Origin of the sequence: Paenibacillus sp. FSL P2-0322 (assembly GCF_037975315.1) — a bacterium.
In the GTDB taxonomy this organism is placed as follows: Bacteria; Bacillota; Bacilli; order Paenibacillales; family Paenibacillaceae; genus Paenibacillus; species Paenibacillus polymyxa_B.
The window spans coordinates 3772252-3786052 of record NZ_CP150243.1 but is presented as its reverse complement, the minus strand read 5'-3'; the positions used below and the strand labels follow the sequence as shown (position 1 = coordinate 3786052).

Sequence of the window (13801 nt, the reverse complement as noted above, 5' to 3'; positions counted from 1 at the left end):
GGGTGGGTATCATGCAAATTGGATCAAAAGTTTACTGGAGAAAAGCATCCGGCGAGGTAATTTTTATAACGCCGGAAATTGAAAGCGAGCATGCACGTGAGACAACCAAAGAAGATGATATGGGCTTTTACCCGCAACTAAAGGGATTCGATCCGGCGCAGGTTGAGGTATTGCAACTAACCTATAGACAGTATTACGAAGACTTTCAGCGCGCAAAGTCCTACATTGTTAACCCGGACACTGGCAAGATGGAGTTTGTTTATGTGGATACTGGCGAGACAAAGCCCGAACATCAAGCGCCACTCTCAGACCAAGTGAGCGAGTTAAGGACGCGCCAGGACAGCACAGAAGCCGCTATGCTTGCTCTTATGGACGTTTCAAGCACAAGCTAATGGAAGGGGGTGAAATAGATGTATTCATTTCTGGTTAACATGTGGGCTATGGGTAAAGTGGATGAGGAACGTCTTGGGCGTTATACACCGAAATTTATATCAGAAGATGAGCGGAAAGCGATATTAGCAACGCCGCAAAATGTTTAATCAGCGTATCCAATCGGATGCGCTATTTTCATGCCCTCGGAGTGGTCGAGGGCTTATTTACTTGAGAGGACGGGGGAAGTCATGGACGATAGATTAACACACATCTTTAAGGGAGCGGCGGCGGGGTTTGGGGCGATAGCTGGCTACCTGTTGGGAGGGTTTAGCGTGTTTGTACATTTGCTGCTCATTATGGTCATTGTGGACTGGTTGACTGGCTGGGCCGCTGCTTGGATACGTGGGGAGCTGCGCAGCCGAGTTGGGTTTCATGGGATTATTCGCAAGGTGGCAATCTTTTTGGTTGTAGTCGTTGCGCATTTCATTGATGCAGCACTGGGCGGACTGAATTATTTTCAAAATGCAGTTATCTGCTTTTACCTAGCGAACGAACTGTTATCTATTACAGAGAATGTCGGACGGATGGGCGTACCTATGCCTACTGTATTACGAAACGCTGTAAAGATTTTCGAGTCAAAAAGCGATCCAGCACCTAATCCGAACATGTCTGAGTCAGAACCAGAAAATAAAGAGCAGGGGCAAAAACCTGCTGTATAGGGGGAATTATTTTGCAAGCACGAAAAAAAGGTAATGCACAAGGGATCGACGTGTCCCATCACCAGGGCAATATTGATTTTAAAAAGGTAGCTGCAGATGGTATAAGCTTTGTTTTTATTAAGGCTACACAGGGACAGTCGTTTCGGTCCAAGACGTTTCTAACATTTGTAAAGGCTGCGAAGGCCGCTGGCTTGATGATCGGAGCGTATCACTACATTGACGATTCTGCCACGACACCGGATGAAGCCCGTAAGGAAGCGGCGAACTTTGTCAGTGCGATTAAGGACGCAGGAGGCGCGTCCACATTTGACCTGCCGCCTGTAATGGATTATGAGTCTAATAAGTCTAACTTAAGCAAAGCAGCGGTCACAGCCGTAGCCAAGGCGTTTTTACAGGAGGTTGAACGACTTACAGGTGTGCGACCCATCGTGTACACTTATCCGTCGTTTATCGGCAATTTTACTGGTTTGTCCAATTATCCGTTGTGGATTGCTCGGTACAGCGCTACACAGGTTCCGCCTGGTGCATCTGGATGGTCACGCTGGGACTTTTGGCAGTATAGCGATGGCTCGGCTGGTGGTACACTCCCGTCCGGCACACGTAAGGTGGCTGGCATCGCCGGGCCTGTCGACCTGAATGAATTTGATGGTACGGTAGACGAGCTTCGGACGCGGTTTAGCAAAAATCCTTCTGCACCCAAAGAGGAGAATGCTTCTGTTAAGGGTGGATCATTTCAAATTAACGGGGAGAGTGCGGGAAAGGCACTGATATTCAGCGGCAAGACTTACGTATCATTGCGTACGCTGGCTAGCGCACTTAGCATCTCTTTACGTTGGGACAATGCTAAAAAGGTGGCGTATCTGAACAATCGTAAATTGCAATCTGTGCAGCTTGTGGAAGGTGTCGCTTACGTACAACTTCGGCCAATTGCTGAATCTTACGGAGCCGAAGTTTCATGGGACTCTAAAAATAGAATTGCTGCTCTGAAAACGAAAGGGGATAAATAATCGTGCAAACATTAATCGAAGGCGTACAACCATACGTGACCACGATTGCTACAGCTGCCGTAGGCGTACTTACGACATTCGTTTTGGCTGGACTGAACACAGTTAAGCAAAAAGTAAATTTATGGTTGGAGGCCCGTACAACGGCGGCACAGAGGGAAGTAATCCATAAGGTTGCAGAAGAAGGATTTGCTTTTGCTCAAACAGCATTTAAGCAGGCCGGGGGAGAACGGAAGCTTCAAGAGGCTTTGCAGTATGCTTCACTTACTCTTACCAGTCAAGGTATCGTAGTATCCCAAGTAGAGTTAAAGTCTGCAATAGAGAAGGCATATCTGGAGTATAAGGCTAAGACAAAAGCGGTACTCGCTACTGAAGCACAGCCGGACGAGGATGCAGCACAGGTAGCAGTTAAGGAAGCTGTATCTGGTCTAGCTGCAAAGCTTAATGATTTCTTGGCTCAGGCTACAGCAGAGGCGGGAACCGTTGCTTCTGCGCAGGTTCAACCTACATTCGAGCCTATTTCAGCACCGGCAGAAGTTGTTAAAGCACCTACATCCACTGAATAGAGCAATAGAACTGTTGTATAATCTGAAACGTGAAGCGCTACTGTGCTCATTATTTTTAGAGCGGATAGCAATATGGTTATTAAGTAACTGGTGTAAATGATGTATCTTAGGCGGTGATTGGGTACATCTTGGCCGAGGCTTGTGTGGATGGCAGTCGGCTGGAGTTACGGGGACTGACGAGCTTAATAATCGTAACCATTAGTAGGGTCAGTAATTTGCTGAATTAGTTGGCAGTTTTCTTGAGAATAAGGCGCCTCTTGATCATTTACAATGAATTTAAAGAGGCGCTTTATATTTTTTATAATTATACAGTACAACCACCTGTTATTTTTACTTTTCTCTAATGTTGTTGACTAGCCCACTCAGACATGTTTAAAGTTGCCCAGCAACCGTTTTTAATAGTGTACTGAAACACTGAACGCTACTTTTCGTCATCAGACAATTAAACATGTACTAGTTAGCTACAGATCTGTCCACTACTTCTAAGCGAATGTTTTTGATAGACACCTGCCATGAGTTAGCTTCTATCTTAACGTACCGGATATGGCTCACTTCTGGGTGTTTACTCTTGTATATTGTCCAAGGAATAGTGTAAACACCATCATATCTATCATAATACAACGGTGTCGAATCCTCTAAGTACCATTTTACTCCATCCTGAGAATAGTACAGGGAAACCCACTCAGGACGATCTCCAGTATTTTCTGTTTTCGCATTGTAAACACTCTTTATGCTATACATGTCTCGCGGAACTCCAGGATCTCCTAGGTCAAAGGTGTAAGACGTACCTCCATCTTTAACTTCCCACGTTTGGCCTACATGGTAGGTATCTGCCGAAACTGTTTCAGGATAACTAGGAAGAATGGTGACTAAAGTAATCATTGCCATTAATAAAATTGAAAACCATTTATTTCTCATTTAATTTCATCCTCTCAAGTTGTTCCCGCATTAGATATCTAGTTGTTTTTTTATCCTGTTTTTAAAAGGCAGGTCTATTTATCAACCGGGTTATTATTTACTCTAAAATCATCGTAACTGAACAGATACGTAGTGTAGTAAGCCACGTCACTGTCTGAAGCGGCAAAGCAGTGTCTCAATTCTTACTGATTATGTTACTAAATCTAATTAATTCCTCATTAGAGAGCCAACCCCCTGTCATATCTTAACTATATTTGTAATTATGAAGAATAAAATGTAAATTTCATATAGGAGTAAATGCCTATTTAGCATTTTGTTATGTGCATTTTTAGAAAGAACGATATTATATAGAAGCATCAGTGACACCCTGCTGGGGTATTTTTCTGTTTTATAGGGGGAGGAACACATATGTTTAGATGGATATTTACCGTGTTGATAACAGTCCTATTAGCTGGCTGCAGCGTGCAACAAGATGTTGTAAAGCCTACTAAGAGCGACCCTGTAGCCGTTCCGGTAACGCAGATATCTGCCGATACGGTCAAGCTCGAATTTCCATCAGACCGTTATCCTGAAACAGCAAAGCATATTAAAGAGGCTATAGCAGCCGGGAAGTCACCAGTATGCACGATTGACCGTGATGGAGCCGATCATAACCGCGACCTGTCCCTAAAGGGTGTACCCACCAAGAAGGGTAAGGATCGAGATGAATGGCCTATGGCGATGTGTGCAGAAGGTGGAAAGGGCGCGGATATAAAGTACATAAGCCCGAAGGATAACCGTGGAGCTGGATCGTGGGTAGGTCACAAGTTGGATGAATATGCAGACGGAACAAAAGTTGAATTTATCGTTAAATAGTAAATCCCCGTTAACCTTAATTGGTCGGCGGGGATTTCTTTTGTTTATCTAGTAGTGGTTTATGGTATTTTTCTTCTAATTGCTTTCTTTTCTCTATCGCATCCTCAAGAGTTACAGCGGAAGCATACATATCTCTTGCCTTTTACCGTTATATTTATCTCATAAACTTCTCTACCATTCCTAACCCGCTTATAGATCCCTTTATGTCCTGTCTTACATCAACCGTACTTTTTTTGGTTAACAGTGGAAGTGGCACTCCATCGACAGTCTTCTCCGTTATTTGCAGAATCTCTCGTGTTTTACGGGCTTGTTCGAACCGCTAGGGCGGTACCTTTTAAAAGTATCTCTTTGCCACAGTCGCAGCGGCATAACCAGGTGGTATTGTCTCGACCTGTGCACCCAGCTCATGCATAACCGGTAATTTTAAGGGAACAATTATTCCTGAGTTGAGAAAAAAGGAGGATAATTATGTCAAACCCTTTTCGAGAAGCTGAGCGTAGATTAAGAAGACTGCGAGAAGAGGCCGAACGTAAGCTTCAGGAGGAGAAGGAACGCTTGGAGCGTGAGATTATAAAAGCGCGAGAAGAGGCCGAGCAAAAGCTTCAGGAGGAGAAGGAACGCTTGGAGCGTGAGGCTAGAAAAGCGCGAGAAGAGGCCGAACGTAAGCTTCAGGAGGAGAAGGAACGCTTGGAGCGTGAGGCTAGAAAAGCGCGAGAAGAGGCCGAACGTAAGCTTCAGGAGGAGAAGGAACGCTTGGAACGTGAGGCTATAAAAATGCGAGAAGAGGCCGAGCAAAAGTTTAAGGAAGTTGAAGAGGCTAAAAATCGAATCACGGACGTAATCAACAACGGCGCTAAAAATCTTGACCCAAAAGATGTAGTAAAAGCATTAGATTTCTTCAAAGATAATATTCCACCGGAAATCACCGAAAAAGGTAAAGAGTATGTAGCTAAAATTGAAGAAATTAAGCAGCAAATCGCACAAATTCAAGATGCGTTAGACATTGATAAGCTAAAAAGAGATGTATTAAGAAAAGCAGAAGAATTCTGTGAAGAATACCTTAAAGAAAAATTATCTTTTCTTACTGCAATCGAGCTAAAAGGAGTGCCGCAAGTCCACTTAGATTTTGACGGTAAACAAATTAGTGCAGAGATTAATGTTTTTGTCCTGTTGAAAGATACTGAAGAAAGTGAATTAGAACAAGGGTGGCTAGCTCGTCTATCCGTTCATGCAGTGCAGGAAATTGGAAAATTAGTATTACCGGACTTTCAAATGAAAATTGAACCTAATGAGAATTTCTTGAAAGACAAATTTGAAGAAATAAAGAAAGAAATAGAGGCTAAAAAAGAAGAATTAATCGCACAACTGATAATGGATATTCTACAGGACTATCTTCCCCCTTTAAGAGCATTAAATGAGGTGATTAAAATATTTGGATGAATTTAGTATGCTCCGGATGGTTTTTTTGTAGTTGTAAGCATAAGCCAGCCAAAACGGTAAACTTACGTTTTTGTGGAAGAACAGATCGAGTATTCAGAATTATTCTGGAGGATCGGCCGTTGAGCGATGAGTTGATAATGGTTGTGGACTACGGAGGTACAATAAAGAAGATTAAACCGGAGTCGATTAAGATTAACGGGTCCTCTCTTTCTTCCGTAATCAGTTTGAATTAGAGTAGATGAAAAGAAGAACTCCATTGGATTATGACCAATAGAGTTCTTTTTTTACACCACTATTTGGTTGCACTAGTCTTGTAGATATAAGATTTTCTAGGTAACAATCAAGAAAGTTTTACGTAATCTCCAGACACTCTTATTTTCGCCATGCCGGATTCACCTATATTGCTTATTCCTCCGGGGCTCTTTGCATGTGCGCGAACTTTCATACGAGTTGGGAGTGTCACTTCTGGCAGATCAGACCTTACTGGGGTTGGTTCAGAAAATTCCCATCCTGGAAAATGGTCCCGTCCCCTAGATTCAAGTAATTCCCAACTTTTCTCAAGCACCCGATCATTAAAGGCCAATCCCGGCGGAGCTTTCAATTCTTGCCAATCCCCCCACGCTGACTGTCCTTCTCCAGTCCTAGAAGTACCAGATGTTCTGACAAATGGAATCAACTCAAAATCAGCCACTCTTCATCCTTCTTTCCATAAGAATTTTTACATTTATATTATGTGTACAATTATTAGAAAAATTCATTTATAAAATTTAAGTTTACTACTTGAAGTGGTTGCGGATATTTAGCAGTAACGCGGCTAGACTTATTATCCAACCAGATAAGGATATGGTCCATAAGATTACATCATACATATTGTTACCTCCTATAGAGGGGCCGAAGCCCTTACTTAAGATATTTTTTAGGTATTATTTTTGATTTAGAATTTGCTCCCTCAAAGAAGTCTCCGGGTAATTCGATGAACTTCTCTAGATGGGGAAGCCAAACGAGATATACATCAACTTTAGGCTTATTTTCTCTTGTTTTTGAGAGTGGGTTACTCCCCGAAGCTTGTGATATCGACCAACTAGTGGGTATTGATTTTGATTTTAGTCCAGCCCTTTTTACATTCACTTTTATATAGGTTCCATCTCGTTCCGCAACAAAATCATAGTTGCTATTACTCACTAACTTAATAAGTATCGAATACCCTTTGGAACTATAATAAGAGTAACCTAGCAATTCAATCGTTTCCCAATTCAAACCTAATCCTCCTCATACTTAGATTGCCTGTCGAAGCCCCTTGTTATTACCAAAGTGTTGCTGGGCGAGTACGAAGGTAGTTAATCCAAATTTTTGCGATAATGACGTTTCCCCAAACGGTAAACCTTACGTGAGCAAATCCGTCATCATCTGTACCAACAACTTCCCCGGTTTGTCCCCGAAATGTGGAGTCCCCGATAACCTCAACCATTTCTCCAACGATCATTCAGCATCCCTCCTGCGTAAGGCCGCCGCCAATTGTTTATGTGAATCCGTTATGTTAAGATTGGGTGGAGATGGCGCTATACTAGCCGCCACCTCTGGTACTTTTAACGTTTACGCTGCCCGCGTCGTTTAGGTACCTTTTTCTTTTTCTTGCTCTCTCTAAACACTTTTACCAAACCGATAATTGCAGTTATCAGGTTTGTGAGTGCTGTGGAGAGCAAGACCCAATCTATTGCTCTCAAATCTCTTTCACCTCTTTCGGAAGGTAATGTTTCACTTCCTGAATATAATATACCACATCCTACACACTGTTGCAACCATTTTCGGAATATTGTATTCTGTTTATAGAAAATAATATTCCACTATCGGAATAAAAGGAAGTTGGTACGTATATGCCGTTTTCATATAAACCGCTGTTCAAGTTGTTGCTTGATAAAGACATGAAGAAAGAGGACTTGAGGCAAGCCCTGAGCCTTGGAAGGAACACTATTGCCAAGATGGGAAAAGGGGAGTATGTGTCACTAGAGGTAATCGACAAGATATGTACTTACATGGGTTGTACACCAAATGATGTGATTGAACACGTAAAGGAGCAGGAGGAATAACACCTTCTTGCTCCTTTTTAATGAATAAAATAAAAGCCCTCAACAACATGAGGACTTGTGTGGTATAATCTGGATTGGACAACGGGTGGGGTCACGGCGCAGCTTCCCGAAAGGGGGTGAGGCCATGACTACATTTAATGTACTTTACTTGATCTTAAAATTAACTGATACGCTGCTAAGTCTCTGGTTTAGGGGACGTAAGATTTATCGTTGGATCAGGTTGAAGCGCAACAAACAAAAAACCCACCGCTAAAGGTTAGGGCCTTGGTGGGTTTTGCTGAGTGCGCCGTGAGGCACATCGTTGTTCAGGGGGAGCTAGCAACTCCCCTTATTTCTATTCTAACATGTTTATTCAGGCAATGGAATTGCCTTTGTTGACTATATGAAATATAGAGCATGAGGGATGACCCTTCTTGCTCTTTTTTTTGCCTTGAATAACGAACGTTTGTTTGCATATAATAGTTACAGAGAGGTGATCAACATGTTACCAGACATCGAACGTAAGCTGCTGCGGATACTCTACAACTATTCTGCTGGGCGAAGACGGATGCCCACCATGAAGGAATTAGAAATAAAGACAGGAAGGCGTACAGAGGACATTAAAGCCGGGTTGGCGGCTTTAGAGAGGGACAACTATATTCTGTGGGAAGACAAATCGGATACGCGGCACATCCGCATTATCGAAGGATGGGATAGAGACCAGAAGATCGTTACGCCCCCGGGTGCTGCAAATAGATACTATACAGAATATTAAAACCCCGGATTGCTCCGGGGCTCTTTTTATTTACCGATATCAATTAACTCTTTATTACCAGCTTCCCAGCCAATTCCACTGTCTGCTTGTAGTTTGAAGTTCTTACTGTCCTTCGGAACCTCAAACACTACATTAGCTGTCTTGGTCAATCCTGGGTTGATCTTAGCCAAAAACAACATGTTTCCTGAATCGTTTACGTACAGATCGGCGTCACTCATTGGCTCATATTCAAGACCTGCAGCGTCGATAAGTTTGAACATGCTTGCATCAAGTGTGCGTGCCTCTTTGTCCAGGTTTTTAATGGAGAGGTTGACCACAATGTATTTATCAGAAGTCTTCTTCTGCAAATATTCATTCTGTCCAATAGTGGTTTTAGAACTGGCTTTGTTGGCCTGAACAGCAAGATTTCCTACCTGTACAGCTTCGCCTATTTTAGCCATTTTCGGAGCTTCTTCTTTTTTAGGTTCAGCTTTAGGCTCTGCCTTCTTCTCAGGTGTCACTGCTGGCGCTGTTGTAGTTTTAGTAACTGCATCTGTACTATTAGTTGAGGCTTGTTGTGTCTCTTTACCTTTTGAATTCAATCCTCCGATAATAAATAGCACAACAATTACCCAGAACCACCACTTCTTATAAAACGGCTTCTTCAAAACGATATCCCCCTATTTAACCAATAATTTTATAAAAATAGTATATATGACCTAGGAAAATATTGCTACGTATATTTACAAAATAGACCAGGCGAAATATAATGATTCCATCGCATAGGAATTACCGTCATTCGTCCAATGGTAGGCTAGAGAACCGCCCATTAACCTTTGGTTTAGGACGGTTTTTGTTTAAAAGGAGAGGACGAGTAAATGGTAGATAAGATAAAACGAGTAAGCAACCCTCTAACTATTATTGCAATCTTTGCAGGATTGGCTGAAGTAGCTGCAACCATAGCACTTGGTTTAATTGATCAGAGTATTCAGAGAATCTTTATTTGGTTCGTCATGTTATTTCCAATGTTACTAGTTGTGTCTTTTTTTATTGTTTTGTGGTTTAAGCCTGAATCCTTATATGCCCCAAGTGATTACACAAATGAAGAAAATTTTATGAAGAACCTAGCAAAAACTAACACACTAGTTAAAGGTGTGGACAGTGCGTTAGAGAAGATAAGTAATCCTGAAATTAATGCCAATGTGAAAGTGGATGAACTCTCTAAGGACTTAAATAATATAAAGAAGCTTGCGAATGATCTGTCATCAAATATTTTTGTTGTTAATAGGAATGAAGAAAAAATATATAGACTCATTTCTTTAGAGCCAGGCATCTCTTTTTCGGAAATAGTAAACAATATAGGACTATCTGCTCATATAGTTAAAAATATTTTGTTCAATTTAACCGAATCAAATAAAATAAGACCATACTTAGTTGGTGCAGAAACTAGGTATGAGATTTCTTGATTTTTTTATATACACAGTACATTTTTATTATTGTATTGGAAAAGTTTGCAGTCTATTTTGCTTTGTGCTATATTGATTCCAATACGGTTTTATTAATTTTCTTTGCTGACATTAGTCGAGCGGAGATAAGTCCATTGAATGCAGAATATCTTCCTAGTGGGATAAGTCTGCTCAAATAGCGGTACTTTAATGGCCGCTACATGTGTGATTTTTTGTTTTTAAAAAAAACTTCGACAATTCATAACACAGAAGGTGTGTATGAGAAGTTTTTCAAAAAACATTTATCGCCTATGTAGCGGCCTTTTTGCGTTCTTATATTCTATTAAAGGAGATGATTTGGATGGAATTACAAAGGAGTTAAACGCATTAACGAGGCTGAATAATGTGTGAAAGAATGGTGGCCCGTATGAGTAAAATTCCAGTTGTAGAGGAGTAGGAAATCTACTCGGGCCATGTTACTATCAGCCTCTCGTACATATAAAGTCACCATTATTTTAATAGTGTGTTCGCATTTTGTTCGCATTTTTGTTCTAGTTTGTAAAATACTGTGTTATACTCAACGTAACCTTCAAACGGAAATTACTACATGTAGGAGTTGTTATTTATGGACCAGCCAATCGATTTGAATCAATTTATTGAAAACTTAAAAAGAATCGGACTGCAAACTGATGAAATAACTAGATACTTGGACAGTCTGGTCATTCAAGTAGATCAGCAGCAGCACGAATCAACTTCCCAAGTTTAACTTTTTCCTCATGGGTTAACTCATGCCCCTTATAGCTCAGCTTTAATTTTACCAATTCCTCTATAGGTAATATTACATCTTTAACACTTTTAGCAGGCTCCTTCTCTAATTTATACGAGGGGGAGTCTTCTTGTATAATCACCGCTTTTTTAGCAGCTTCTTCTTTAGGTGAAGGTATCCAGTCATAAAGATTAACCTCAGTTTTTCCCAGCAAATAATCAGTTGTCACATTTAAAACACCAGCTATTTTGGAAACCATCTCAATGGATGGGTTTTTTGTTTTTCCCTGCAAGAAACTACTCATAGAAGAGTGTGGTATTTCTGCTTCCACCGCAAGTTTATACTGGGAAACCCCTTGTTGTTCCATCACTTTTTTTACTCTTTCATGCAGTTCCATTTTCCATTAAACCTCCGTTTATTACCGTATACAGGAATATTATTTCAAAATATAAGAATAGTCAAGAAATCAAGAGAAAACAGGAGATAAGGGCTAGTATTGTTTCGTTATTGAGTAATATCGGTATTTTGATATTTCGTAATTCTGAAATAACATGTGTTCAGGAGGTGAAACACATGACAAAAATCGGCAAGCGAATCACACAACTGAGAGTTGCGAAAGAGATGACACGTTATAGGTTAGCCAAGGAGAGTAACATTTCATTCTCCTATCTTAACAACATTGAGGAGGATAAGCATAATCCTTCTTTAGATATCATCATCAAAATATCAAATTGCTTAGGTGTCACGCTTGATGAACTGGTCAAGGGAGAGGAGGCATCACATGAACATACGAACTGAAATCTGGCTTGGACACACCATTCGCTTTATCGAGAAGGTGCCGGGTGAATGGGTGGGTATCGCTAAAGATATTGCTGATGCACTTCAATACAGCGACACCAATGCAATGACAAGGCACTTAAAAAGAAAATTTCTCACAACCGTCAAATTGACGGGTATGAATCAAAAGTTCACAGCATTAAGTGAGCAGGGAATTTACAAGGCTATTACCAGATCCAAACGACCAGAAGCGGAAGAGTTCGAAGACTGGATTTTCGAAATGGTCAAGCAGCTCCGACAGTCCACCGGTCTCGAAGGATTCCAGATATTCCGCATGCTGGACAAGGATCATCAAAAAGAAGCGATGCAGAAACTGCGCTCCAGCCTGAAACAGCCTGTTCGGGTGGACTTCATCAAAGCTAACACGATAGCGAACAAAGCTGTTTCATCCTTGTACGGTCACCCGAAAATGATCAAGAAAGACCAAATGACACCGGACATGCTGGTTAGCAGGCAGGAGATTCTTGAGGATACTGTCGATCTAATGGGCACCAAAGAACGCTTCGGGCTGGACATAGCGGTATCTCAAACGATCTACGACAAACACCTACATTAACGAAAGGGTGGTAGCTATGAACGAACCACAAAAAGAAACCACCGCGGCAACGGTGGTATCAAAGGAATCATTAAATGGACTGGACAACTTTCAGATTGCTGCTGAGTTGTACCGCTTAATTGAGAATCGCAGTTTAAGCGAACTGCGCGAGATTGCTAGATACATTGAAATCATAGCAGTCAATAAAAAAGAATGGCAGCAAGAAGATGGGATTATGGACGACGAAGCCTTTTCTTTATTACAGGGTTATCAATCTTCCCAGGAATCTTCGGGTGAGCAATGTAATCAGCAGCTATCCCAAATTGAAGAGCTTTCTTGTACAACAGAGCTTCATCTTCATGCAACACCGGAATCTGTTGCGGCTGAATCTCAAACTCGCGTTCGAGGTCTATTACCTCCCAAAGATAGCTTGTAACGTAATCCAGTGCGCGATTTTTGGCAGATTCCCGATCTTCTGAAATGACCCAAACATGGGCAATTGCACTGGCGATATCTGCACAATCTTTATTCTCTGGCATTGGAATAACATTTATCACAAATAAATACGGATTCAACTCTATCACCTCCCCTCTGGAGATAGTTTACCAGAATGAGGAAACAGAAAGAAAGGATGTCGAATATTAACGACTCCCGAACAAACGAAATTCATTAAAAGTTCAATCCATAACAATCTGCAACTGTGATGGGTGAATTCGATAGTTTTTATCGCCAAATCTGATATTCACATGGTTGAGTTCAAAAAATCGGTGCCACTCTTCATTGTAGTAAGTTACAGGATCAGTGTTTTCGATTAGACCGCTGTCGGTTATATCGGTCCATGTTCCTATGAGGTTAGCGTAAATTCGTTTCACTTAAAACACCTGCTTTCAGCAAAATTATGACCAAAATCTATTTTAAATGAGAAGGAAAAATCTTGGAAGGGAGCATGCACACACATGACACTCACAGTTGAACGATTGGAACAACGTCGGGCAGCTTGGAAGCGCCTGAATCTATTGGAGGGAATGCAAAAGCGAGCTGTTGCTGGTACTGCTGAATTCTTTGATGAAGCAATTGGCGAGCTTAAAGCGGAACTAGGAAGCGGACAGAGCGTCAAGGACAAGCCTTGCTGTGCGGTTTGCGGTAACAGCATGGAACTACAGTTCTTGCGCCGCTGGAACGAGCAGGACGTATGTAGGCCTTGTATATCTGAAATGACTCAGGACTACCCGGAGGGAGGTGAACACATTGGATAAGAAAACGCTGGAATGGATGGGCGAGCGAGTTAGAAAGGCTTCTGCTATACAAGAGGAAATTAATGCAGCGAATAAGATTATAGCCATGCTTAAATCCGCTCAATCTGTTAGGGTTTACTGCCAATCTACCTCGGTAGACATAACGATTTGGGGAGATCGTGTAGAAAATATCTTTTTAGCTGAGGTTGAGGCCCGAATGATCAATGTTGCCATTGATGGATACCAAGCAGCAATCAAACGTCTGGAATCGGAATTCGAGCAGCTTTAG

At 41.6% G+C, this 13801-nt stretch carries 21 protein-coding genes; 15 read left to right on the top strand and 6 right to left on the bottom strand.

Features of this window, described 5'->3' with window-relative positions:
* Positions 1 to 11 precede the first annotated feature (11 nt).
* The 5 genes from MKY24_RS16765 (at position 12) to MKY24_RS16745 (ending at position 2661) form a co-directional block, all read left to right on the top strand.
* Entirely contained in the window at positions 12 to 392 is a 381-nt protein-coding gene (locus MKY24_RS16765; RefSeq protein ID WP_339200433.1) for a hypothetical protein, read from the top strand.
* Positions 393 to 410: 18 nt separating this feature from the next.
* Positions 411 to 539 carry a hypothetical protein gene (locus MKY24_RS16760; protein WP_339200431.1) on the top strand — a complete coding sequence of 43 codons (129 nt, stop codon included), beginning with the start codon at positions 411 to 413 and terminating at the stop codon, positions 537 to 539.
* A gap of 81 nt (positions 540 to 620) precedes the next feature.
* Positions 621 to 1091, top strand: coding sequence for a phage holin family protein (locus MKY24_RS16755; protein WP_339200430.1), 471 nt, complete (start codon positions 621 to 623; stop codon positions 1089 to 1091).
* 11 nt (positions 1092 to 1102) lie between these two features.
* Complete coding sequence (locus MKY24_RS16750) at positions 1103 to 2098, top strand: GH25 family lysozyme (protein WP_339200428.1); 996 nt, start codon at positions 1103 to 1105, stop codon at positions 2096 to 2098.
* 2 nt (positions 2099 to 2100) lie between these two features.
* On the top strand, positions 2101 to 2661 hold the full coding sequence (locus tag MKY24_RS16745) for a phage holin, LLH family (RefSeq protein WP_339200426.1): 561 nt from the start codon (positions 2101 to 2103) through the stop codon (positions 2659 to 2661).
* A 453-nt stretch (positions 2662 to 3114) separates the two neighbouring features.
* On the opposite strand, the gene MKY24_RS16740 is transcribed toward MKY24_RS16745, so the two are convergent.
* Positions 3115 to 3579 (bottom strand): hypothetical protein, encoded by a 465-nt coding sequence (locus MKY24_RS16740; RefSeq protein WP_339200424.1) that lies wholly within the window; start codon positions 3577 to 3579, stop codon positions 3115 to 3117.
* Positions 3580 to 3987: 408 nt separating this feature from the next.
* Here MKY24_RS16740 and MKY24_RS16735 point away from each other — a divergent pair, with 408 nt between their 5' ends.
* Positions 3988 to 4434, top strand: coding sequence for a NucA/NucB deoxyribonuclease domain-containing protein (locus tag MKY24_RS16735; protein WP_339200422.1), 447 nt, complete (start codon positions 3988 to 3990; stop codon positions 4432 to 4434).
* A gap of 468 nt (positions 4435 to 4902) precedes the next feature.
* A complete protein-coding gene (locus MKY24_RS16730) occupies positions 4903 to 5874 on the top strand; it encodes a hypothetical protein (RefSeq protein ID WP_339200420.1) in 972 nt (323 codons plus the stop codon).
* A 340-nt stretch (positions 5875 to 6214) separates the two neighbouring features.
* Here MKY24_RS16730 and MKY24_RS16725 read toward each other — a convergent pair whose 3' ends face one another.
* From MKY24_RS16725 to MKY24_RS16715, 3 genes are all read right to left on the bottom strand, one after another.
* On the bottom strand, positions 6215 to 6565 hold the full coding sequence (locus tag MKY24_RS16725) for a hypothetical protein (RefSeq protein ID WP_339200418.1): 351 nt from the start codon (positions 6563 to 6565) through the stop codon (positions 6215 to 6217).
* Between the two features lie 209 nt (positions 6566 to 6774).
* On the bottom strand, positions 6775 to 7131 hold the full coding sequence (locus MKY24_RS16720; protein ID WP_339200416.1) for a group I intron-associated PD-(D/E)XK endonuclease: 357 nt from the start codon (positions 7129 to 7131) through the stop codon (positions 6775 to 6777).
* A gap of 46 nt (positions 7132 to 7177) precedes the next feature.
* A complete protein-coding gene (locus tag MKY24_RS16715) occupies positions 7178 to 7357 on the bottom strand; it encodes a hypothetical protein (RefSeq protein WP_339200414.1) in 180 nt (59 codons plus the stop codon).
* A gap of 391 nt (positions 7358 to 7748) precedes the next feature.
* On the opposite strand from MKY24_RS16715, the gene MKY24_RS16710 reads away from it, so the two are divergent.
* Complete coding sequence (locus MKY24_RS16710; protein WP_149032590.1) at positions 7749 to 7961, top strand: helix-turn-helix transcriptional regulator; 213 nt, start codon at positions 7749 to 7751, stop codon at positions 7959 to 7961.
* A gap of 481 nt (positions 7962 to 8442) precedes the next feature.
* Positions 8443 to 8715, top strand: a complete 273-nt coding sequence (locus MKY24_RS16705; protein ID WP_339200411.1) for a hypothetical protein — start codon at positions 8443 to 8445, stop codon at positions 8713 to 8715.
* A 26-nt stretch (positions 8716 to 8741) separates the two neighbouring features.
* On the opposite strand, the gene MKY24_RS16700 is transcribed toward MKY24_RS16705, so the two are convergent.
* Entirely contained in the window at positions 8742 to 9362 is a 621-nt protein-coding gene (locus tag MKY24_RS16700) for a DUF4352 domain-containing protein (protein ID WP_322175016.1), read from the bottom strand.
* Positions 9363 to 9572: 210 nt separating this feature from the next.
* Here MKY24_RS16700 and MKY24_RS16695 point away from each other — a divergent pair, with 210 nt between their 5' ends.
* Positions 9573 to 10160: a hypothetical protein gene (locus MKY24_RS16695; protein WP_322175012.1), complete on the top strand. Its 588-nt coding sequence runs from the start codon at positions 9573 to 9575 to the stop codon at positions 10158 to 10160.
* Positions 10161 to 10858: 698 nt separating this feature from the next.
* On the opposite strand, the gene MKY24_RS16690 is transcribed toward MKY24_RS16695, so the two are convergent.
* Positions 10859 to 11302, bottom strand: coding sequence for a helix-turn-helix transcriptional regulator (locus tag MKY24_RS16690; protein ID WP_339200406.1), 444 nt, complete (start codon positions 11300 to 11302; stop codon positions 10859 to 10861).
* Positions 11303 to 11478: 176 nt separating this feature from the next.
* Here MKY24_RS16690 and MKY24_RS16685 point away from each other — a divergent pair, with 176 nt between their 5' ends.
* The 5 genes from MKY24_RS16685 to MKY24_RS16665 all read left to right on the top strand — a co-directional run bounded on the left by MKY24_RS16685 (position 11479) and on the right by MKY24_RS16665 (position 13801).
* Positions 11479 to 11703: a helix-turn-helix transcriptional regulator gene (locus tag MKY24_RS16685; RefSeq protein WP_339200404.1), complete on the top strand. Its 225-nt coding sequence runs from the start codon at positions 11479 to 11481 to the stop codon at positions 11701 to 11703.
* Entirely contained in the window at positions 11687 to 12298 is a 612-nt protein-coding gene (locus MKY24_RS16680) for a BRO family protein (protein WP_339200402.1), read from the top strand. Before MKY24_RS16685 ends, MKY24_RS16680 begins: the two co-directional genes overlap by 17 nt.
* 16 nt (positions 12299 to 12314) lie before the next feature.
* Positions 12315 to 12713 carry a hypothetical protein gene (locus MKY24_RS16675; RefSeq protein WP_339200400.1) on the top strand — a complete coding sequence of 133 codons (399 nt, stop codon included), beginning with the start codon at positions 12315 to 12317 and terminating at the stop codon, positions 12711 to 12713.
* Positions 12714 to 13233: 520 nt separating this feature from the next.
* Complete coding sequence (locus tag MKY24_RS16670; RefSeq protein WP_339200398.1) at positions 13234 to 13533, top strand: hypothetical protein; 300 nt, start codon at positions 13234 to 13236, stop codon at positions 13531 to 13533.
* Positions 13526 to 13801, top strand: coding sequence for a hypothetical protein (locus MKY24_RS16665; protein WP_339200396.1), 276 nt, complete (start codon positions 13526 to 13528; stop codon positions 13799 to 13801). Before MKY24_RS16670 ends, MKY24_RS16665 begins: the two co-directional genes overlap by 8 nt.